General features: G+C 34.7%; 19 protein-coding genes and 1 pseudogene. 6 read left to right on the plus strand and 14 right to left on the minus strand.

From position 1 onward, the window contains the following. From ACJ5H0_RS21175 to ACJ5H0_RS21210, 8 genes are all read right to left on the minus strand, one after another. The coding region (locus tag ACJ5H0_RS21175; protein ID WP_411251939.1) for a DUF6443 domain-containing protein at positions 1 to 1,876 on the minus strand (1,876 nt) is incomplete at its 3' end. A 6-nt stretch (positions 1,877 to 1,882) separates the two neighbouring features. Then, entirely contained in the window at positions 1,883 to 3,247 is a 1,365-nt protein-coding gene (locus ACJ5H0_RS21180) for a hypothetical protein (RefSeq protein ID WP_411251940.1), read from the minus strand. A gap of 52 nt (positions 3,248 to 3,299) precedes the next feature. Then, the gene (locus ACJ5H0_RS21185) at positions 3,300 to 5,285 is read right to left on the minus strand and encodes a hypothetical protein (protein ID WP_411251941.1); all 1,986 of its coding nucleotides are present in this window, start codon (positions 5,283 to 5,285) and stop codon (positions 3,300 to 3,302) included. A gap of 8 nt (positions 5,286 to 5,293) precedes the next feature. Beyond that, entirely contained in the window at positions 5,294 to 5,932 is a 639-nt protein-coding gene (locus ACJ5H0_RS21190) for a hypothetical protein (RefSeq protein WP_411251942.1), read from the minus strand. 106 nt (positions 5,933 to 6,038) lie between these two features. Continuing rightward, positions 6,039 to 6,506 (minus strand): hypothetical protein, encoded by a 468-nt coding sequence (locus ACJ5H0_RS21195; protein ID WP_411251943.1) that lies wholly within the window; start codon positions 6,504 to 6,506, stop codon positions 6,039 to 6,041. 208 nt (positions 6,507 to 6,714) lie between these two features. Then, positions 6,715 to 8,559 carry a hypothetical protein gene (locus ACJ5H0_RS21200; RefSeq protein WP_411251944.1) on the minus strand — a complete coding sequence of 615 codons (1,845 nt, stop codon included), beginning with the start codon at positions 8,557 to 8,559 and terminating at the stop codon, positions 6,715 to 6,717. 8 nt (positions 8,560 to 8,567) lie between these two features. Next, on the minus strand, positions 8,568 to 10,193 hold the full coding sequence (locus tag ACJ5H0_RS21205) for a T9SS type A sorting domain-containing protein (protein ID WP_411251945.1): 1,626 nt from the start codon (positions 10,191 to 10,193) through the stop codon (positions 8,568 to 8,570). A 197-nt stretch (positions 10,194 to 10,390) separates the two neighbouring features. After that, positions 10,391 to 11,461: a DUF4407 domain-containing protein gene (locus ACJ5H0_RS21210; RefSeq protein WP_411251946.1), complete on the minus strand. Its 1,071-nt coding sequence runs from the start codon at positions 11,459 to 11,461 to the stop codon at positions 10,391 to 10,393. 228 nt (positions 11,462 to 11,689) lie between these two features. Between ACJ5H0_RS21210 and ACJ5H0_RS21215 the strand changes: the two genes are divergently transcribed. After that, positions 11,690 to 13,579 (plus strand): zinc-dependent metalloprotease, encoded by a 1,890-nt coding sequence (locus ACJ5H0_RS21215; RefSeq protein WP_411251947.1) that lies wholly within the window; start codon positions 11,690 to 11,692, stop codon positions 13,577 to 13,579. A 54-nt stretch (positions 13,580 to 13,633) separates the two neighbouring features. Next, positions 13,634 to 14,080, plus strand: a complete 447-nt coding sequence (locus ACJ5H0_RS21220; RefSeq protein WP_411251948.1) for a lipocalin family protein — start codon at positions 13,634 to 13,636, stop codon at positions 14,078 to 14,080. A gap of 3 nt (positions 14,081 to 14,083) precedes the next feature. Here ACJ5H0_RS21220 and ruvC read toward each other — a convergent pair whose 3' ends face one another. Further along, a complete protein-coding gene (gene ruvC, locus ACJ5H0_RS21225; protein ID WP_172280920.1) occupies positions 14,084 to 14,638 on the minus strand; it encodes a crossover junction endodeoxyribonuclease RuvC in 555 nt (184 codons plus the stop codon). A 102-nt stretch (positions 14,639 to 14,740) separates the two neighbouring features. Between ruvC and ACJ5H0_RS21230 the strand changes: the two genes are divergently transcribed. Further along, positions 14,741 to 15,232: a hypothetical protein gene (locus ACJ5H0_RS21230; protein ID WP_411251949.1), complete on the plus strand. Its 492-nt coding sequence runs from the start codon at positions 14,741 to 14,743 to the stop codon at positions 15,230 to 15,232. Positions 15,233 to 15,234: 2 nt separating this feature from the next. Next, positions 15,235 to 16,599 carry a M64 family metallopeptidase gene (locus tag ACJ5H0_RS21235; protein ID WP_411251950.1) on the plus strand — a complete coding sequence of 455 codons (1,365 nt, stop codon included), beginning with the start codon at positions 15,235 to 15,237 and terminating at the stop codon, positions 16,597 to 16,599. Between the two features lie 51 nt (positions 16,600 to 16,650). Here ACJ5H0_RS21235 and ACJ5H0_RS21240 read toward each other — a convergent pair whose 3' ends face one another. After that, entirely contained in the window at positions 16,651 to 17,172 is a 522-nt protein-coding gene (locus ACJ5H0_RS21240; protein WP_411251951.1) for a 2'-5' RNA ligase family protein, read from the minus strand. Then, positions 17,172 to 18,251 (minus strand): serine hydrolase domain-containing protein, encoded by a 1,080-nt coding sequence (locus tag ACJ5H0_RS21245; RefSeq protein ID WP_228456999.1) that lies wholly within the window; start codon positions 18,249 to 18,251, stop codon positions 17,172 to 17,174. The genes ACJ5H0_RS21240 and ACJ5H0_RS21245 overlap by 1 nt, the downstream gene beginning before the upstream one ends. 275 nt (positions 18,252 to 18,526) lie before the next feature. Between ACJ5H0_RS21245 and ACJ5H0_RS21250 the strand changes: the two genes are divergently transcribed. Next, the gene (locus ACJ5H0_RS21250; protein ID WP_411251952.1) at positions 18,527 to 19,300 is read left to right on the plus strand and encodes a pyridoxal phosphate-dependent decarboxylase family protein; all 774 of its coding nucleotides are present in this window, start codon (positions 18,527 to 18,529) and stop codon (positions 19,298 to 19,300) included. A 13-nt stretch (positions 19,301 to 19,313) separates the two neighbouring features. Then, positions 19,314 to 19,937 (plus strand): pyridoxal phosphate-dependent decarboxylase family protein, encoded by a 624-nt coding sequence (locus tag ACJ5H0_RS21255; RefSeq protein WP_411252071.1) that lies wholly within the window; start codon positions 19,314 to 19,316, stop codon positions 19,935 to 19,937. Positions 19,938 to 19,963: 26 nt separating this feature from the next. Here the strand turns inward: ACJ5H0_RS21255 and ACJ5H0_RS21260 are convergent. The 3 genes and pseudogenes from ACJ5H0_RS21260 to ACJ5H0_RS21270 all read right to left on the minus strand — a co-directional run bounded on the left by ACJ5H0_RS21260 (position 19,964) and on the right by ACJ5H0_RS21270 (position 21,742). Continuing rightward, positions 19,964 to 20,684, minus strand: a pseudogene (locus tag ACJ5H0_RS21260) (Dph6-related ATP pyrophosphatase). Between the two features lie 19 nt (positions 20,685 to 20,703). Beyond that, a complete protein-coding gene (locus tag ACJ5H0_RS21265) occupies positions 20,704 to 20,961 on the minus strand; it encodes a hypothetical protein (protein WP_411251953.1) in 258 nt (85 codons plus the stop codon). A 10-nt stretch (positions 20,962 to 20,971) separates the two neighbouring features. Further along, on the minus strand, positions 20,972 to 21,742 hold the full coding sequence (locus tag ACJ5H0_RS21270; protein ID WP_411251954.1) for a hypothetical protein: 771 nt from the start codon (positions 21,740 to 21,742) through the stop codon (positions 20,972 to 20,974). Positions 21,743 to 21,851 lie beyond the last annotated feature (109 nt).

Here is a 21,851-nt window from a genome sequence, read left to right on the forward strand (position 1 = left end):
TGTTTAAAGTATCATAGGAATAAGAATATCGTCTTAATACGCTATCTACAGAAGTTTTCCAGTCTACTTCTGCAATATTTCCATTGTATCTTGAAATAGCAAATAACGTATTAACTGGATTATTATATCTAACCTCGTACCCAAAAAGTTTTCCATTGAGATTTGAAGGATCGTTGATTTTAGTCATCCAACCTCTAATGTTGTATTTGTAATCCACCTGCTGCAATGGAGTTGTAGTGCCTACTCCTCCAACCTTTTTCCATTCTAGCTGGGAAAGTTCGTTGTACTTGTTTTGTGAAAGATATTCAACTGTACCATTATCTATCTTATGGGTATGAATTAATAATCTGTTTTGACTGTCATAGGTGAATTTTTCTTCAATATTTTTTTGAATATCTGTAGCCAACCTTTTATGATAGGTATTAGTCTGTAGTATTGCTCCAGAAAAATCTAACTTGTGATTGATAACAGTATATCCTCCCAAATGATTATTATTTCTGGTAATAACAGGCCTTCCTTTTATATCATACCAGATAAAACTTTTCGTCCAGTTGTCATCTTCTATATTTTTCACATAAGAAGCTGTAGAGAGTCCCCTGGTTGAACGATCACTACTTACAGTATCTGTAAGGAGATCAAGCGAAAAAGAATTAGTTATAGCAGGAGTATTTGGTGGATAAGTATCATAATAATTAACAGTAAGGATTTTATCTATATTGCTTAATGGAGAGGCTATATTAGAGTAATAAACAGGCATACTATTAAGAGTAAATGCAGTTGTGCTTCTTGTTTCATATAAATTAGCATTGCCATCTACAGCAGCCTGTAAGGTCAGACGACTTCCTTTGTTATTAATTAGTCCGGTATAAACCACTCTTCCAAACTGATCGTATTTGGTAAATAACCATTGTTCTTTAGTGATAAGATTCGGATCTCTTGACATGACAAGCTGATCCGCTTTGTTATATACCATGAATTCCCATCCTTTACCTGGAAGTTTCTTTTCTACAAGCCTGTTTTTGCCATCATAACGATACTGATAGCAAAGATCATTTAAAACAGTACCCGGAATTTGCCCTCCGACAGCCAAGGTTTTAATGATATAAGCGGCATTAGGTGGAATAATAAAAGCTAATTGATCATATTCATTAAAAACATAATAGGTATCTGCATTATCTGTAGCGCTAATAATTTTCCTTACTAAAACAGTTTGTCCCTGTCCATTTTTAAATTCTAGCGTTTCATTACCGTCTTCGTCTTTCACCGAATTTTTGTACAACTGATTGGCTTTATAGTATCCGTTTGCCGTATTGGTATCATTTGGAGAAACCCTTGGAATAGAATTGGTCGTGTTATTTGCAAAGCTCGTTGTTGTAGTATATTTTCTTACATCTGTTGCAGTATTGGTATTATACTCAAATTTTAAGGGTTTATCACTCCAGGCTGTCCCTACTTGTTTTTGTTCAAGAAGTCTATCCAAAGGAGAATTTTCTAATGTCTTTTCAGCATAGATCTTCTCTTGTCCATAAGGGGTATTTATGACATTGGCTAAAGGGTTTGAAACAATACCTCCGTTTAAGGTCTGTCCCTGGGGAATAGGTAAATAATCTTTTACCTGTCTTCCAAATCCATCATATTCAATAGGAGTAACCACATCTTTTCCTGTTGGAGATGCTTTTATATTTATAACCTGCTTGGGTCTTCCAAGACCATCAAAATACTGAACCGTTTCTGAGGTTTTGGTGGCTACATTGCTGGTATTATAATCAAGAATGGTTTTTGAATATACATAGTTTTCCGTTGGAGAAAGTTGTGCATGCAGAAGGCCGCTTATAATCAAAGAGCTAATATATATAGTTTGTTTTATTTTCTTCATTCTGTGTTAGTTTTTGTAATTGTACTTGAATTCTTTTACCAAATTACCTGTTTTAGAATCCTGTCTTATTTCCTTTAATCTGTTAGCAGTATCATAGATATAAACTTCTCTGATCCCTGATGGAGGAGTAATGCTGGTAACTCCGATCAAAGGATCATAAGTATACGTAGAAACCTGATATGCAGACAAACCGGAGTTCTTTCTGAAATTATCCAATGCTGTGATTAAAGCAGGTTCATTAGCTGGATTAGCCGCATCCTGATCTGAAGCATCTACTATCGCTGTAATCAAACCTAAACTTACCAATTGAGCATAAGTGGCACCTTGTACTTTGGCAATAGGTTGTGTATTATTATATCCCCAAACGATAGCTGTCGGAATTCCATCTTTGGTGGTGTACTGCTGGATATTTCCTTTAGCATCATATTTATTATAGGTAACCTCAGTAAACAGAGCATTGTTTTGTATATCATATGACACTACTGAAGTCGGAAACAAATTGGCTGGATCATCATATTTCGTTTCTGATCTTGAAATAGTTTTTCCTGCATCAGAGTCATTTTGCTTTTGAACAACTATAGTCTCTAAAGGAATCCCAATCATATTGGCTGAAATCAGTTTTGAATTGTTTTTCTCATGAGCGTACATATAACTTGTTTCATTAACTGTTCCGTCAGCAGATTGTACTGAAGCTGTCTTCAAATTGATTGGCTTATTAATATCCGAATCATAAAATGTGTTACTGATATTTTTTTCAATTATCTGCCCTGATAAAAAATCCCTCTCAATTATTTTAGTATTTTCAATTTTTGCAGATTCGATAAGGTTTATCTTATTTTCTACAATAAATATATCACCTTCTATTCCCTGACTTGGTGACAACTGTATTTTAGAGGGCATAATCTGCATATCCACAGCAAATGCAATTTTTGATACATCATTAGTATTAAAACCTGAAAGTCCATTTTTTAATGTATTAAAAGCATATCTATAATCAATGGTTTTTATAATCTGTCCTGCCTTATTTACGTATTTTCGGTGTACAGGTAAACCATATTTCCAATCATTATAATTTCCAATATCAGATGATAATATGTTTTGAACTTTGTAGTTACTATCTGAAAATTCATGGTATATTTTTCCCAATCCGCTTTCTTCAATAACATAAGGATAAGTAACTATATCTGATGATCCATAACTGTTTGAAGATTGATCGGAATTTAAAAAACTAAAAAATTCTTGAACGCTAATTGGTTGAAGCTCTACTCCTGAATCATCAAATTTGCGATATGGCTTTTTATCAATTCTTGTAAAATTAAAAGGTTGTTTTAAGACAGAAATTTCTTCGAATTTATTTTTAACTGGATCCAATTTTCCATATCTATATTCAAAGACATTTGAAATGTTATTCTGATCTACATCTTCAATTTTTTTTTATTCTCAATCCAGACAAATAAGTTGGTGCTGTGCTTGTTTCGGTAATTTCTTTTTTCCAGCTTATACCTGCATTTAAACCACAATTACAATACCCCATTCTACTCAATAACATCTCTACCTTTATTGGGAATGGAATGTCAATAAGGATGTCTCCTGAGAACGGTCGCCCATTTGAACCGAAATGCCGTGTTTTATCAGGGGAATTAACGGACGTAATTTTTATATCCCCAAAACATTCTGTTGCATTTCCATCTTCAGGATTTGGATGAACTGATCCCGGATCCTCTGTTTCGGCTGTCATGCATCCACTATCAAAACCATAAGTGAACATTGGTTGTATTGCATAACCAGGAATATCACTTTCATTTAAAATAAAAGTTTTACTTTCATTACCAATGTAGGTAGAAAGATCATTAAAAATACCATGACTTGAAATATCTTTATTGATACCCTCCGAAATCAAATAAGAGCTGGTAGTTATCTGTTCTGTCAAAGGATTTTCATAATACAAATTTTTCTTACCCTTTGTAGGATATTCTATTGACTTTAAAATTCCAATCTGAGAAAAAGCAGGGTTCGGAGATCTGTCACGTCGGGTAACAGAAGGCATTTTGTCTTCTGTAATCTGAACATTCGTATAAATCCTGATAGGAAGATTTGAGTTTGATGATGTATTTCCAAGATTATTAATGTATCCCCAATAATCGTCATTATGAGAGTTTCTGGCAGGCATAGGGGAATCTTCGTTGTAAGTAAATTTATGATAAGATTGAGAAAGGGCATCATAAATATTAACTAGCTTAAGCCTATAATCCTCGTAGGTTTTATTGGGGCTATTGCTGGTGAAATAGCTATAATTAAGTCTTTGATCCGAAATAATTTTATTAGACTTGTCTTTAATGATTATTTTCCTTAATGCTACTCCAGTATTGCTATTAATATCTTTTCTGTTCAATGCTCCATTTTCTATTGCCAGTATTCCATTATCATCATTAGAATATTTGAATTCAACTACTCCTTCAGGAAACTCAATTTTAGTAATGAGGTTTTCCGTATTTCCTGTTTCTGTACTCCATCTTTCATACGGAGGGGGTAAAAGACTGAAATAGTTCTTCCCCGGGTCGTAGTCCATTCCTGTTTTTGTATATATTCTTTCCACAATGTTTCTTTCAGTATAACTGATCTTTTTATCGTAATAAAATCTTACGGTTTTATTAGAAACAGTTTTAATACTATCAAGCCTGAATAATGAAGAAGTGATATTATCTCCTAAGGGATTTGTAGGATCATTAGATGATGAAATATTTTTAGGAGACAGCCAAAACAGATTTCCTGAAGTATCAGTTACTTTAAATTTTCTTTGTAGAAGATATTGGCTAGGGATTTGTTCAATTTTAACATTTTCAAACGGGATTGTTAATCCCCGATTTGTATTATCGATAATAAAATTTCCTGATATTCCAGGCAAGCTATAACTGTATAAATCGGGTTTCAGATCATAGTTTCCGTCATAAATATTCTGCAAATTATTTCTTCTTGGCTCGTCGTAGGTTTGGTGGGATATATATCCATTATAAGATGCATACGTATTAATATCTCTATTAAAAAATGGAACAATGTTATCATCCTTTCCGATAATGTTTCTATTGATAGTTCCTGGAATATTTAACGACCATCCCAACCCAACACTGCTGGCGACTTCGTTAAGTTTAATACCTCCTGTATTATATGATAGTGATATTGGCAAATTAAGATTATCAATATTGATAGAGTAAAATGGGATGGAAATATTAACTTTTCCACGAAAAAGATCAACAGGAAGTTTACCTATCTTGGAAAAGCTATAGGCTTCCGCTGTGGCAGGACCTGGAAAAATATTTTTATTTTGAAAATTATTATCAGCTCCAATTCCTGATTGCCCATACCCGAAAGAAAAAAGAGTGACAAATAGTAATATGAAATATTTTTTCATTATATGATTTATTGTTTATAATTATATTTGAATTCTTTAATCAGGTTTCCTGTTTTAGAATCCTGTCTTATTTCCTTTAATCTATTGGCCGTATCATAGATATAAACTTCTCTGATCCCTGATGGAGGAGTAATGCTGGTAACGCCGATTAAAGGATCATAAGTATACGTAGAAACCTGATATGCAGACAAACCGGAGTTCTTTCTGAAATTATCCAAGGCTGTCATTAAGGCAGGTTCATTAACTGGATTAGCCGCATCCTGATCTGAAGCATCTACTATCGCTGTAATCAGTCCTAAACTTACCAATTGAGCATAAGTGGCACCTTGTACTTTGGCAATAGGCTTGGTATTATTATATCCCCAAACGATAGCTGTAGGAATTCCGTCTTTGGTGGTGTACTGCTGGATATTTCCTTTAGAATCGTATCTATCGTAAGTGACTTCTGTAAGCCCTGGAGACGAAAGATTGGAAATATCATAAGAAAGTACAGACATGGGTAAGGCTAATCCTGATGTTTTAGTATTCGCTTCAGTCTGTGTTTTTGGATAAATCGTTTCCACTTTGGATATAATTTTAGTATTATTTCCAATTGTTTTACTCGTAGTTGTTTCCAGCGGAATACCTATCATATTTTTATCTATCATTAACTGATTACCTTTTTCGTAAGCATATTGATAATTTGTTTCATTATTTATTGCATCTGAAAAAGTAACTTTTTGTTTTATTGGACTTAAATGTTTGTAAGTAGGATCATAAAAAAAAATCGGTACGTTCTGAAAGCATCTTATTATTAAAATAAGTTTTTGATAATGTACTCTTTTGTTTTACCCAAGCTGAAGTAATCTGATAACGGTCTGTAAAAAAATTGGCTTTATAGGTAGATGGATAACCTGTTACGGCCATTGTTAATATATAATTTTGAATTAAAATCATGTAAGGCATGATAACTACTTCAGGATAATTGGGGCTATAATCATTAGAAAATTGATTAAAATAAGTATCATAATCATATTCCGTATCGATGCTTTTGAGAAGAACGTTGGAAGAATTATAATATTCTTTTTTGCTTAATAATCCCAACTTAAATTTGTTATCAAAGTAGGTAAACATGGAAGCGGAGTTACTAATTGGATTTTGGCCATTGATGTTTGAATAAGTATCAACAATTTTGTAACTTTCATCTTTTCCTACATATTCAGTTTCAACTTTATTATACACTACAGGTTTACCGTTTATAGTACTTGTGTTAAATTTCCCCGTGTTGCTTATAATTGATACAGAACAAACTGTACTGCTTAAATCATTTGCATTCCTTTTTACTGGTGAAGAATAGGTGTAATCAATATTATCCCCTACATATAGACCTGTTGACTTTCCGTTTTCATCTTTATATTTATATTGAACACTACTTGCTACAAGTCCTTTTTCATCTCTTTTTGTGATTTTTTTTTATTCTTAGGCCTCCTACACTAACATTTCCTTTTTTTATTTCCGTACTTTTTTCAGACCATGATAGTACAATAGTAGCAATGTAATTATCTAAATTAATTGGAAACTCACTTGGTCTTTTGACTTTTCGAATTCTTACTCTATACAATGGTTTTTTGTCTACCAAAGCAGTACCTGTACCTGTAAATGTAAAACTTGTCAGAACTACATTATTTTCATCAAGAAGATCAGCCACAAAGTGAGACCCTTGAGGGAGCATATCCGAAGTATTGGGTGGATTCACCTCACTTTCAAAATTAGTTTCGAATAGGATTTTATTATCGAAAGGGCTTACAACTTTACTTAAATCAACCTGAAATTCAGCGTATCCAGGCACATCGCTCCATGTTCCACCATTTTTTTTATCAAATTTAACAATTTGTTTTTCAGCATAATAGTCGTCGTTTTCATATTCAATTTCCATACTTCCACCAGTAGGGTACTGGATCTTTTGTAAGCTTCCTGAAATAGCATATTGAATATTAGGTTCTTTATTATCCGGATAACCATATACAGATCCTTTATAATATGTATTTGGGACACCTCTATTAGATTCGCTGCCATTATAAAATCCAAGATCATCTGTTGCATCTGAAAATCTGTTAGGTAGATTATATTGCTCATAATAGAATAGCTTATATTTTGATCCGTCATTAGCGTTTATGACTTCTTTTAATTTTAGCCTTTTTGATAGGGAAGCATCCTGCGGATTGGATCCCCCGTTTCCATTATCCGTAAAGTATTCCTTTATTAAATTGAATTTTGAAACAAGATTAGTTCCATTTTTGACAGATATTTCATTTAAGGATAGTCCATTAACAATATCCTGTCTATCATTAGAATAAATAAATTCTACCCGTTCATTTCCGAATTCGATATTGTCTAAAACATCTTCGCGAAAAACATAAGTAGTGGTTACATATTCTCTGTATACAGTACTCTCAATTATGTTTTGGCAATTCTCAGAAATTTCAAACCTTTTATTATTGTTGCTTAAATAATCATATTGAGTTTTTGAATAATTAAATTTGATCTCTTTTCCCGATGGAAGCAGAATTTTATCAACTTTATAATCTGTGGTTATTAGTCTGTAATCTTCTGTTTCAGGAATTGACCCGCCAAGACTACGGGTTTGATTAGCAGGAGAAAATAAGTACTTTATACCTTGATCATCTGTAATTTCAAATAAGCCTCCTTGTAATGTAATTTTAATATTATTGTAAGGTACCTGAATTACCTGACCGGTACTACTTAAATAAAATTCACCAGAAAACTTACCAATGGAATAAGTATATATATCCGGTTGAGAGTCATATTTCTTTTTTGCTGTATTATCTGGTTTTAGAGGATCAAAGCCAGTAATATTTGCGGCAATATTATTATCCGCTTCATTCCCGTTAGGATCGAATGAAGATGGATTTATATATGGAATCCATCCTCGGTCATCTTGTCCAAATATCTGTTTAGAAAGGGAAATCCCACCCGTACTTAATGACCAGCCTAAACCTACCTTTGTAGAAATTTCTTTTACCCTTATTCCTGACATGTGATATTTTAAATCAATTGGAAGCTGATATTCACCAGTATTTATTGTATAAATTGGGATATCTACTCCTGCTGTACCTGTGAAAGTTGCATTTGGAATATCTGTAAATTTGGATAGTTGGCTTGCATCAGGTGTTTTTTGAGTAATTTCAAATTTATTTATATTGGATGTTGATAATTGAGCAGATCCCGATATTATTATTAAAGTCAGTAATGAACTTAATATATACTTTCTCATTGTAATCTTTATTTCTTAATTAATTTAGCATTAGCTGTTTTATTCGTATCCGTCTTGATTACTACCAGGTAAGCACCTTGTATCAACGGCTGTGTATTAATCTTCGTCACTTTATTCTTGGTTTTTAGATTCTGAAGCTGTCTTCCACCCATATCATACAAAGTAATATCAGCTTCCCTGAAATCAAAGCCTATTTCTACATAAGCATAATCTGATACCGGATTCGGGTAGATCTTGATATCTTGTTTTTCAATTAACTGATCCAGTTGCTTGTCTCCCAGTTTCACAATTTTCCAGTTCTCCTTCCCGAGTTCCTCTGCACTGGTTCCTGCTAAAATGATAGAGCCATCCCTGTTCAGCTTAATATCTGATAATCTCTCCTCTCTCTTTCTGGATTCTCCCTTCACATGCTTTCTCCACTGTTCATTTCCATTACTGTCCAGATACAGCATCCAGAATGTTTCATCATCTGTTTCTACTCTTCCTTCTGCCTGAGTATATCCACCCAACAATATTCCTTTGGTAACATCTTGATTCCCGGCTCTTGATTCCTGGCTCTGTATCACACTCATTCCCATCAAAACATCCCTGTTTTTGAAGTTGTAGGATTTCTGCCACTGCTCATCTCCTCTTTCATTTAAAGAAACTAACCACAAATCTGTTCCTTCTTCTATTCCTACCGTCTTGTTTCCGGATCTCTCACTTCTGGATTCTCCTCCGATGATATAACCGTTTGAGGTTAAAGCCAGTGTTCTTAGATGGTCATCTCCTTTTCCTCCCAGGTTCTTTTCCCATTCTACTTTTCCCTCCTTGTTTAGTTTTACGATCCAGTAATCTCCTTCGCCAAAGTTTTCAGTTGTCTTTGTATAGCGGGATACGGAATCTGAGATTCCTGTAGCTGAGTTTTGATTCCCGGAATCGGAAACACGAAACTCGGAGCTTCTTGAATAGATTCCCAGCAGTGCTCCTCCGTCTCTTGTGGGGATCATCTTCTCCACTTCGTCTAATCCTCTTCCCCCTAAAATAAGCTGTGAGAGTTCTTTTCCGTTTTTATCGAGTCTGATAATCAGAATATCTTTTGAACCATAGCCTTTGGATGCATTCTGAACATTTCCGGCTACAACAAATCCTAAATCTGTGGTTTGGATAACTGCCCTGGCTTCTTCATCAGCACTTGTTCCTAAAGTCTTCTGCCACAATTCATCTCCAAATTCATTAATTCTAATGAGCCAGATATCTGATCCTCCTTTCGAGTCATCTTTTTTATCTGATCCCTTTCCGGAATATGAGGTTCCTGAAATTAGAAAGCCTCCTTCCTGGGTAGCTACGGTAGAAGACAAATAATCATGATTGTTTCCTGAGAAATATTTTTCCCAAACCTGGTCTCCCTGTTGGTTCAGCTTCACCAAATGAAAATCATAGCCACTATTTTGTTGGGTGCTTCCAGCATCCTTCTTCTGGTTTCCAGCCTGTATGACACTTCCTGTTATCAAATACTGCTGATCGATTGTAGTGGTTACCTGGCTTAGGAAATCCTGGGTTGAGGATTTGATATCTTTTTGCCAAACCACTTCCTGGGCTGATAGCCCGGAAATAATGCACATAGAAAGTACACTGAAGTAGAGTTTTTTCATCCTTTTGTATTTTTAAATTTTGCAAATTTAACTCTTTTTAAGAGTGATTGATTTCACTTTAAAAAGAATTAATATGAATTACATCATGTTCTTTAACGTCAAGGCAAAAATACATTTGAGTAACGACAGAATATGACGTTTTAAAATAAAAAAGACCTTTCATAAATATGAAAGGTCTTTTTTGATATAATTTAAAATTATTTATTCAGATTCTCTTTAAAATCATCGATTCTATAGTCGGTAAGGGCATTGCCTTTTTCAATTTTTTCCTTGGAGTACAATCGAAAATCATTTTCTGTTTTTTCCAAAAGATGATCATAGGGACCAACATGGGAAATTAACTTAACCAATACCGGAGAAATTTCCAGACAAATGAAAAGCCCCATAATAAAGGCTGCAGCTAAACCTATGATTGCGGAATTTTTTCCTAACTCATCAAGCGCCTGCAAACGGGCGGCAAATCCATTGAACTTATCCTCAAAGGTTTCAGTAGATTTTCTTTCGGTTTCCAAATTAGTGTATACTTTTGAAATTTCTTTATCCAGATATTCCAACCTTGGAGCTACTTGCTTTTGATAATTCTCAAGATCCTGACGTCTTTGCTCCTTAAGCTCCTGTTTTCTTTTGGCATTAGATCCGAAACCTACTTTTCCACTCGTTAAGCCTGATTGTTTTCCGAGGATTTCTTTTTCTAGCTCTACAGCTGCCGAATCATAAGACTTTTGGTATTGTGCAATCTTTTCTGATATTTGTTTTTTCTCAGTTTCAAAAGGACCGCTTTGCTGAAGAATTCTGCCGGTCATTTCACCCTGAAGCTGCTTTTTATTTCGCTGGATGATCGTGTTCAGCTGTTTATTGACTTCCTTTTCAAAAATTTTAAGCTCTAAAGGTTTTGAAATGATAACTCCTAAAAAAGTAGCCAAAACCAGACGTGGAATAGCCATGAGTATCTGATTCCACCATGTTCCCGTTTTTTTGATGGAGGAAACAATGTAACGGTCCAGGTTAAATATCATTAATCCCCATAAAATTCCAAAACCAACAGATGTCCATATATTATCAAATACAGTATACATGGCATAACCTGCGGAAAGTGCAGCGAAAACTGCAGTAAATAAAACGATACCTCCGATACCCGAAAATTTATTCCATTCACTTGGTGTTTTCCTTAAAATATGGATGTTCCCTCCGGAGCATACCATCAGAAACTTCTGGAACCAATTTATTTTATGATTCACCTGATTTATAGTTTGTTGTTGATTTTTCATTATTGAAAATTTATACAAAAGTAATACTAAAAATCATACCAATGCTAAAGATAGTATTATGTTTTACCAAGTATGTTTACTTGTTTTATTTATATCACTGTTAGACAATTAGTTATGATTTTTACATATTAACATAATAAAATTCTTTACGTTTTTTTTAATATAATTTGTCAATTTGTTAAAATAAATAATAGTTTTGCATCGAATAAATTAAAAAAATAGTTGAATATGAAGAGAATAGTTCTATGTTTTGCGTTGATCCTTTGGGTTAATGCATTTTCTCAAAATGTGCAAAATATTTGCGGTTTTGATCAAATCATGTCGCAAATGGATGCTAAACACCCTGAACTAAAGAAAAACAGGGAGATTGTAGAAGCCAGATTAGCTTCCATGAATAAGCAGTCTTATCTTAATAAAGTTGGTGCCAGCACTTCGTGGAACGGGCTTTATACCGGACAAGTTTATGAAATCCCTGTTGTAGTACATGTTATTGAATCTCAGGCAACTGCTAATGCAAATTTACATGTTACTGATCAGGAGATTATTGACTGGATCGACAGAGCTAATAGTATGTATGCTACAACTTTTGGCAATGGATTTTACCCTGAAGGTTCCGGACCAACTGGAGGAGCAGTAATTCCTTTTAAGCTCGTATTAGCTAAAAGATCACCTAGCTGTACTCCTACTACCGGTATTGTAAGATATAATGGAAGTACTATTCCAGGTTATGATACAAGGGGAGTTAAGATGCAAAGTTCAAGTGGAGCTAGTGATAGCCAGATTAAAAATGAGTTAGCGCACCATTGGCCGGAAAATTCATACTTTAATATTTATGTAGTGATCGGTTTTGATGGCCAGCAGCAATTATCTTATGGATTAATGGGATACGCAAAATTCCCGGATTCTTATGCTTATGATTATGAAAGCTTTATGAAGGTGGCAACCATTAAAAATCAAAATGATACGACATTAACTCATGAACTTGGACATGCTTTTGGACTTTATCATACATTTCAGGGAGTTTCATATACTGATCAATCAAGTTGCCCTCCTAGTAATGATTGTGCAACGACAGGAGATAGAGTATGTGATACTTCACCATCTAGAAGCATGTATGGTGTTGCTGTTCCTAACAATACTGCTATTGATCCATGTACCGGACAAAACTACGACGGAACTCAATATAATGTTATGAATTACACTAATTCTAACCGTAAATTTACGGAAGGACAAAGAGACCGGGCTATTTTGTTAATGATGGAGTATAGAAAAGATCTGCTTAACTCTACAGCGGGTAAAGATCCGTCGATTGTTATTCCTTCGCCAGTTTCTGTAGTTGCAGCCCAATGTAATCCGCCAAGTACAGCGCACCCTACCAATAATAATTTCGCGATCGGTGCTACCAACGTTAAATTTGGAACCATAAACAGTACTACGAATGGCTACGATTCAGATGAAGCAACTCCTTCGTATTATGATGATTTTGCTTCTGCAAATTGTATCAGACCTGCATACTATACCGAAATACCGTCAACTACAGGAACGGAGCTGAAAGTGACTTATGCATATACTTTTAGTCAGGCAGAAAAGTTTAGAACAAAAGTCTGGATCGATTATAATAACAATGGGTCTTTTGAAGATAGTGAATTGGTCGTAAATCATTTATCAGGCAATTTGACCGGAACAGGGATGACCGTTACCAACACGATTACTCCTCCTGCCAATGCTGTGAAAAATACTTATTTGAGGATGAGAATTGCAGTGGATGCTGCGACGTATAATTCAGTAAATCTTCCTGATCTTACCCCTTGCTCTCAGTTACAATATGGGCAAATGGAGGACTATGCAGTTAAGATTTTAGAAGCATTAGGAACATCTGAAGTTAAAGGAAGTTCGGAAAGTAAAATTGTTTATACAAAATCAGAAAATAAACTTCAACTGATAGGAAGTAAAAATGTAAGTTTTGGAGATTACCAGATCTATGACATGAGTGGAAAAGTATTGCAGAAAGGTACTTCTAAAACGAATGAGGTTCAAATCAACCAAACATTACCAAAAGGAGTATACATTATCACTTACGGTGATAAAAAAGAATCAAAGAAATTTATAAATAACTAATAGAGTAAAAGGCCCTTTTTTCAAAGGGCCTTTTTTACTAAAAGATGCTAAACAATGAAAAGATTAATTTTCTTATTATGCTGTAGTTTTATGCTAAGTTGTCAATCACAATCTCCCGCAGTAAAAAGAAAGAGTCTGGAGAGTGGTCAATATTACTTTATCGGAAAATGGAAATTAGTTGAAGAAACCTATAAAGACGGAGAGATAAGTAAAATGTATCCACTTCACGAATGTACAAAGAAGACCACTTTATTATTCGAAAAAGAAAATGGAAATATTTTTTTTATTAAAAAGTATGCAAATGGAAAAAACTGTGAGATAATAAGTTCGTCAGCAAGAAATTTAGTGACGATTAATAAAAATTCATTCTCATATATGGATGCAGATCTAAAAGAAAATAAAAAATTTAGAATCATTTCGAAAAACAGATTTTCCATTCTTTATAATGATATCATCTATGGAAAGGTTACTGCTATAGAAGATATTTATGAAAGACAGTAACGCTTATTTTAAACGGTCAGGATTCTGCTTTAAAAAACTTTCCCATCCGGAATAAGATTTTGTATCAGCAATTGTTCCTGAATTAAAATGATGACAAACAGCTACGGCAAGACCATCAGATGCATCCAGATATTTTGTTGGAAATTCTTTTAGCTTCAGAAGGTTTTGAAGCATCCCTGCTACCTGTTCTTTGCTGGCATTCCCATTTCCTGTAATAGCCATTTTTATTTTCTTAGGTGAGTATTCGGTAATCGGAATATTTCGATGAAGGCTCGCTGCCATTGCTACCCCTTGTGCACGTCCCAGTTTTAGCATACTCTGAACATTTTTTCCATAAAATGGAGCTTCCAGGGCAACCTCGTCCGGGTGATACTCATCAATTAAGGCTAGGGTTTTATCAAAGATGTATTTTAGCTTTGTTTCATGGTTGGGATATTTTTTCAAAATAAGCTCGTGGATGGAAACCATTTCCATCTGACCTTTTTTAATGGAAATAATCCCAAAGCCCATTATGGCAGTTCCTGGGTCAATACCTAAAATTATCTTTTCTGCAATCATTTCGTCAAAGATATGACTTTCTGAATTTTTTACCTTAGAAAAAAAATAGTAAAAATAAATCTTATTTTGGTGAAATCTTCTTAACTTCATCAAAAAATGATTATGAAAAATTTACTAACCTTTTTAATACTTCCGACTTTTGTGCTGTATAGCTTTCTGACAGTGAAAGACTTAAGTTATGGAAGATCATCTGAGAATGTTAATTGTCAACAAGACAAAAATCAAATTGTGTACCTGTTTTTTAAGGTAGAAAAAACGAAATCCGGTCCTGAAAAAATTACCCTCGAATCAAAGAAGATTACTGAAGGAAAGTTGAAATCCATCCCTTCTTTTGACAGAAATTCAGCAGGTCTTGGTGATTTTATTATATCACTTACTGATGCCAGCGGAAAAGAGATTGTGAAACAGCTGGTGGAAGATCCTCTGAATCAGAATCTGGAAAGTTTTGATAAAGACGGAATCGGAAGACACAAAGTTTCCTTGGATAATGCTGAGTTCAGTGTGCGCTATCCTCATTCCGGAGAAATCCAGATCGTGAAAGTGGAAAAAGTTACCCATGCAGGAAATCAATTATTATTTAACCAAAAACTATAGCCATGAAAAAAACTTTATTTCTCCTATTAGTAAGTTCATTGTGCTTTTCACAAACCTTTCAGACAGTTTCTCTGCTTAATAACGGTTCAAACTCTAACCGGATCAATATCGCAGTATTGGGTGATGGATTTACTTCTGCTCAGCAAACTAATTTTGTGAATTCTGCACAGTCTACGATTAACTATCTCTTTACAAAAAGCCCATATACAGAATATAAAAATTATTTTAATGCGTATGCTGTAAAAGTAGTGTCAACAGAAACAGGTGTAAAACATCCTGGAACAGCAACGGATGTTACAGAGCCGGTTATTCCTGTTTCCAATCCCAATAATTACCTGGGCTCTTCATTTGACTTTGGTGTACACCGCTGTATTTACAGCAATAGTACAAATAAAGTAGCGCAGGTTCTCGCAGCTAATGTTCCTGATTATGATATTACGTACGTTCTGGGTAACTCTACAGAGTATGGCGGATGCGGAGGAGCTTATGCATTTGCGTCGCTAAATGGTTCTTCAAATGAGATTGTAGTACATGAACTTGGGCATTCCTTTGGAAAGCTTGCAGATGAATATTGGTTTGCAGGAACAGGGGAATCACCTAACAAGACACAAAACTCCAATACAGCAACCATCAAATGGAAAAACTGGTTAGGATTAAACAGTGTTGGAGTGTATCCTTATACCGAAAGCCCTTCATGGTACCGCCCACATCAAAATTGTGAAATGAGATATCTGGACAGACAGTTTTGTTCCGTTTGTAAAGAGGCCATTATTGAGAGAATACATTCATTAGTATCACCGATTGATTCTTATACACCAGCCAACAGCAGCAATGTGAATGGTAATGCCGCCGTAACATTTACTGTAAATGAAGTTTTGCCAATCCCTAATACATTGGTCAATTCCTGGACTCTCAATGGAACGACTCTTTCTTCAACGAGTAATACCTTAACAGTTTCTCCATCACAACTGAATAGCGGTCTTAATACCCTTATTTTCTCTGTTACCGACAACAGTCCTTTAATAAAAGTTAACAGTCACAATACGGTTCATTTTGCCACGGTAACCTGGAAACTGAATAAGACCTCAACGTTAAGGATGTCTGAAATTAAAGCAGAAGAAAGAAGATTCGGAATCTATCCGAATCCGGCAGAGAATGAATTCTACATCAAAGGTAAACAGGACTTTTCAAAGAATGTAAAAGTAGCATTGTATGATGGATCGGGTAAATTGATTCCTGTCAAATTTGAAATGAAAAATACTTCTACGATCTTTGTTAATATCAGTACTATTCCTTCTGGAATCTATACTTTAGCTGTAAGTGAAGATGAAGGTCTGATCATTTCACAAAAAATTGTAAAAGAATAAAAGTAATCGAAAATATACATAACATTATGAATCGGCCCAGTGGCCGATTTTTTATTGTAGTTTCTTTTCTCTGATGGGTACCCATTTTCCGTCATATCTCAGAAGCAGAATTTTATCAACGGTAAATTTATTTTCGTAAGGTTTGTTTTGATAAACTTTCCAGGCTTTCAGGTAATTTTCAAAACTCAAATCTCTGTATCCAACGGTCATATGAGGGTTGAAGGAGCCTTTGCCAAAGCTAAATTGTTTTTTTACTCGATGGTAAATATCTATAAGGCCCGGATTGTATTCAGGATGTACAAAGATCACCGGATTTTTTGGATTCGGAAAACTTCCAAAGCCATTGAGAACGATTTCGAATGGGGACAGAGAAGTATCTATTCTTTCAAACGCTTCAATAATATCATTCTCAAGCTCTGTCTCTCTTGAAAATGGAGGTAACAAGGTGATATGAGCATCATTTTTAACCGCTTTTGAATTTTGATAATGGTAAGCAAAGTCTTCTTTGAAGAGTTTTATTTCATTAATGATCCGTTGAGGAGGATAGATAGCAATGAAATATAATTTTTTCATTACAATTCATTTTTATTATTACTTGTTCTTATCATTTGTTGTCTTAAGTCGATAACCGTGTTTTCAATAGCATCTGTGATTTTCTTTACCTCAATATGCGGTCTGAAAACTGAAGCTTTGCCCTTTGCCTCATCAGCAATATTAGACAATATAATGACTGAAGTTTTAGTATATGGGTAATAAATGTTTAGGGAAGGAGAACCCATAACATAGCCACTGTGGAAATAGGCTGTCGGTTCGCCTATATTGAGCATTATACCATATCCGTAACCCATTTTTCCTAAAATAGCATGATGTCTTTCGGAACTTTTAGAGATGAATTTCTGAAGGGTTTCCGGTTTCAAAACTTTACCACCATATAGAGCGTTATTCCAGCGGCGTAAATCATCTATGGTAGAAAGAATTCCACCTGCAGGGATCCCAATTTCTTTTCCTCCCAATCTGCGCGGCATATTAGGAACCCTTTCCGCATTCTTCTTATTTCCAATATAAGCACTTGCGAAATTCTTTCCCTCAAAAACATCTCCTGTTGAAGAATTTTTCATTCCTGCCTTTTTAAACAATTCCTGGACGTTTTTGTCATAAGAGTTTCCTGATACTTTTTCAACGATTTTTCCCAATGCATTAAAGCCATCATTGGAATAGAAAAAACCCGATCCACTTTTGAATAAAAGCTTACCTCCCAGCGTATTTAATCCGGAGGTATGGTTCAGAAGCTGACGGATTGTAATATTTTCGTATTCTTTTGTTTGAAATTCCTTGAGGTATCTGGAAACTTTATCTTCGATATTCAGCTTGTTTTGTTCCATTTCAAGTAAAACAAGAACTGCCGTAAATTGCTTACTTACAGAGCCGATGGCAAAAATAGTACTGTCGTTGATTTTTGTTTTATTTTCAAAGTTAGAGAGCCCGCTTTCTTTTTTATATAATTGGGTAGAATCCTTGAAAACAGCAATACTTCCGTTAAAATTAAATCGTGAAAATACAGAGTCGATCTGTTTTTCCAAAAGTTTTTTCTCGAAGGCAGTAATGGTGGAGTCTACAATTGCATTCCTGTCAACCGTTTTTATAGATTCCATCGAATTCTTGCATGCGGTTAATGAGAGTGTAAAAATGATTAATGGGAACAATAAGTGGGAAAATTTCAGCATTTGTTTTTTAATTTAAAGCTACAGCATCAAAAAGGATGCAAACCATACCAAATAAATAGAAAAAATGATGTGAGAGCTCCGGGACCGATTTTTAAATTATTGTAATCAAGGGAAAAGCTCTGCCAAATTATGAAAGACCTGTAAATTATATAAACTAAATTATTACAGAAAGTAATATTTTTGAATAGATTATTAATTCAAAAATGGAAAAACATCTTGAAAATGATTTGTCGGAAATCGGCAACTTATTAGAAACTATAAAAAAGCAGGGGCTGGCTTATCTGGATGCTTTACCCGATAGAAAAACATCCGTTGATTCAAAGGAATATGCTTCCGAAGACAAAGTACCGGAGTCCGGATATGGAACAAAAAAGGTGTTGGAAGTTTTTAATGAAAGATTTGAACCGGTTATGGTTGGATCATCAGGTCCCAGATATTGGGGCTTTGTTACAGGAGGTTCCACTCCTGCTTCTATTGCCGGAGACTGGCTGGCTTCTGTTTATGACCAGAATACCCAATCAACAAAAGGGCAGGGAGGTATTTCTGCGATTATAGAGCTGGAAACCATACAATTAATGCTCGATCTTTTGGGGCTGCCGAAAAATTTTCTCGGTGGCTTTGTAACCGGAGCAACAATGTCTAATTTTACCTGTCTTGCAGTAGCAAGACAATGGTTAGGAAGAGAAAAAGGAAAAGATATTGCAAAAGACGGCATTTCGATACCCATAAAAGTGCTTACCGCGACACCCCATTCTTCAAGCCTTAAATCACTATCACTTTTAGGGATAGGAAGCGGAAATATTGTGAAAATTAAAACAATAGAAGGGAATAGGGAAGCGATGAATATAGATGATCTAGAAAATCGTATCATTGAATTAAAAGAGGAGCCATTTATCCTGATCTCCAGTGGTGGAACTGTGAATACGGTAGATTTTGATGATTTTAAGGCAATAGCTGAACTTAAAAAAAAAGCATAACTTCTGGTGGCATATTGATGCTGCATTTGGAGGATTTGCCGCTTGCTCAGATGAAACCAAACATCTTTTGGAAGGCTGGGAGCAGGCTGACAGTATTACTGTGGATTGCCATAAATGGTTAAACGTTCCTTACGAAAGTGCAGTGTTTTTCGTAAAAGATCAGTACAGGTTATTACAGGTAGAGACATTCCAGAATTCCAATGCTCCATATCTCGGGGATCCATTGGAAAACTTCAGTTATCTGAATTTCCTTCCTGAAAACTCAAGAAGGTTAAAAGCCTTACCTGCCTGGTTTTCAATAATGGCCTATGGAAAACAAGGGTATCAGGAAATAGTTGAGAATAATATAAGATGGGCCAAACAGCTTGGTCATTTTATAGATAGCAGTTCGGATTTTAAACTTCTGGCACCTGTCCGTCTGAATACGGTGTGTTTCACTTTGAAAAATGAAGCTGATCAGGATAAGGTTAATGAATTCTTAGAAAAATTAAATAGTACAGGAAAAGTATTTATGACGCCTACTTTTTATAATCAGCATAAAGGGATCAGGGCTGCATTTGTAAATTGGAGAACCAATGAAAATGATATAAGTATGGTTTTTGATCTCATGAAGGAGATATCAAAGACATTGAACTAAAAAATAACGCTGTAGAACCAATCGTTCTACAGCGTTTTATTTTTGATCAGATCACAAAACCAAAAGACATATTCATCACCATTTTCATGATCCTCTGCATTTGGTTTTGGATAGTTTTTTTTTTACAATATCACCAATTTCAAACTGAATTGATGTTTTAAAAATGGGACCATCAAAAGTAAAAGTATGGAACTCGCCATTTTCTCCGCAAGGGTCTACATTTTCAGGTAAGTCCGAGATGAAATTTTCATCAATAATCCTCCCTGCAAAACTTTTATCTAAATAGGTTTCATTGACGCAGGTTACGATCGTTTTAAAACCCAGATCAAGAAATTCATGAATAAGTTTTTTCGTATCTTTTTTCCAAAGTGGAAAAACAGCTTCCATCCCGATGGATTTCAATTGGTCTTCCCTGTATTTTCGCAGATCTTCGAGAAAAATATCTCCAAATATGGAATGGGTGACTCCACGGGACTTTATACCGGTCATCGTTATGTTCATGATGTCGCGGTATTGTTCCATTGATGGTTCTTTAGGTAGTTCCATTTTAATTAAAGGAAGTCCTATGCTTGAAGCTTGTTCTTCCAATAGAGAAACATGAACCCCATGCATGGAAATCCGCTGATATTCCTGATTGATACTGGTAAGAAGACCAATTATATCTAATTTTTCCTCTTTAAAGGTTTTATATAATGCAAGGGCAGAATCTTTTCCGCTACTCCAGTTGAATAAGGCTTTGGGTTTCATGTATTACTATTTCAGATGCCTATTTTTGGATTTCTTTTATCGGAATAAATGCACCATTAAGGTAGTCAATCTTTAGTTCAAATGGGTAAGCAGAAGATGAACTGGAAGCAATTAAGCCTCCGACAATCCCAAAAAATATAGACGCTGTGACCACATCTCCCATTTTTGCGCTTCCTTTTACTTTACCGGTAAAATAGAAATCACCATCCTTCTTTTCAGCTTTTGAGAAAGCATTTTCCATCGGGACATAGATATAAGGAGATCCTTGATATACCAATGCATAATAGTCATTTTTTTTTGATCTCCTTTTCTTTTGTATCAATAGTTTCGTAAACCTTAATGATCTTTGGAGATTTGCCATAAAATTTGGCATTGGCAATTTGTTTTTCAGGTTCCTGATTTTTAAACGAATTATAATCTTTATATAAACCTTCCTTGAGTTGATCAGAGCTGTACAGACTCAGTTTTTGCTTTTCAATCGCATCAAAATTCTTTACATCTTCCAGAGTATAATGATCTGTTGCGGTTGCTTTTTTTGAAATATTTTTGCTGATAAAATTACTCACCATCTCACTCCCTTTTTTCATCGTTGCTTTGGTAACGTCCATTGAGGAATGATCAATAACAGAGTCGATTTTGTCAAGATAGGAGTAGGTTCCATCATCATTTTTTGCAAATAAAAATGCCTGAAAATAGCAATATCCATGTTCACTGAACGCTCCTGTTACTTCTGCAAAGTATAATTGTTTAAGATACATAACGATGGTGCCATCTTCTACATTGCTTCCATTAATATGGTTCAAAAGATTTTGAAACTGATTGGCAAGGCTTACTCCGGGAACAACCTTAGCCTTTGCGTTGAATGCTCCTTTCTGTACAATCCCCAGTGAAGTAGTATCTGTCCTTATGTCAATAAGCTTAATGGTTTTATAATAGCTTTTCTCCAGTTTTTGATCAGGAAAGCTGATTGAGAAATCTTCTGTGCGTTTTTGAGAAAATAGTAAGATAGAGAACAATAGCAGTGAAAGAATGCTGATTTTGTTGATGTATATTTTCATGACAATGAATATAATGATGATGTTTTATTTGCGAAAATAAAGAATCTGCCTGAGATTTAATAGATTTTTTATTCGTATAAATATTTCAATCAATGATGAGAAAAACTTA

It is taken from the genome of Chryseobacterium proteolyticum (assembly GCF_046591535.1).
Classification (GTDB): domain Bacteria; phylum Bacteroidota; class Bacteroidia; order Flavobacteriales; family Weeksellaceae; genus Chryseobacterium; species Chryseobacterium proteolyticum.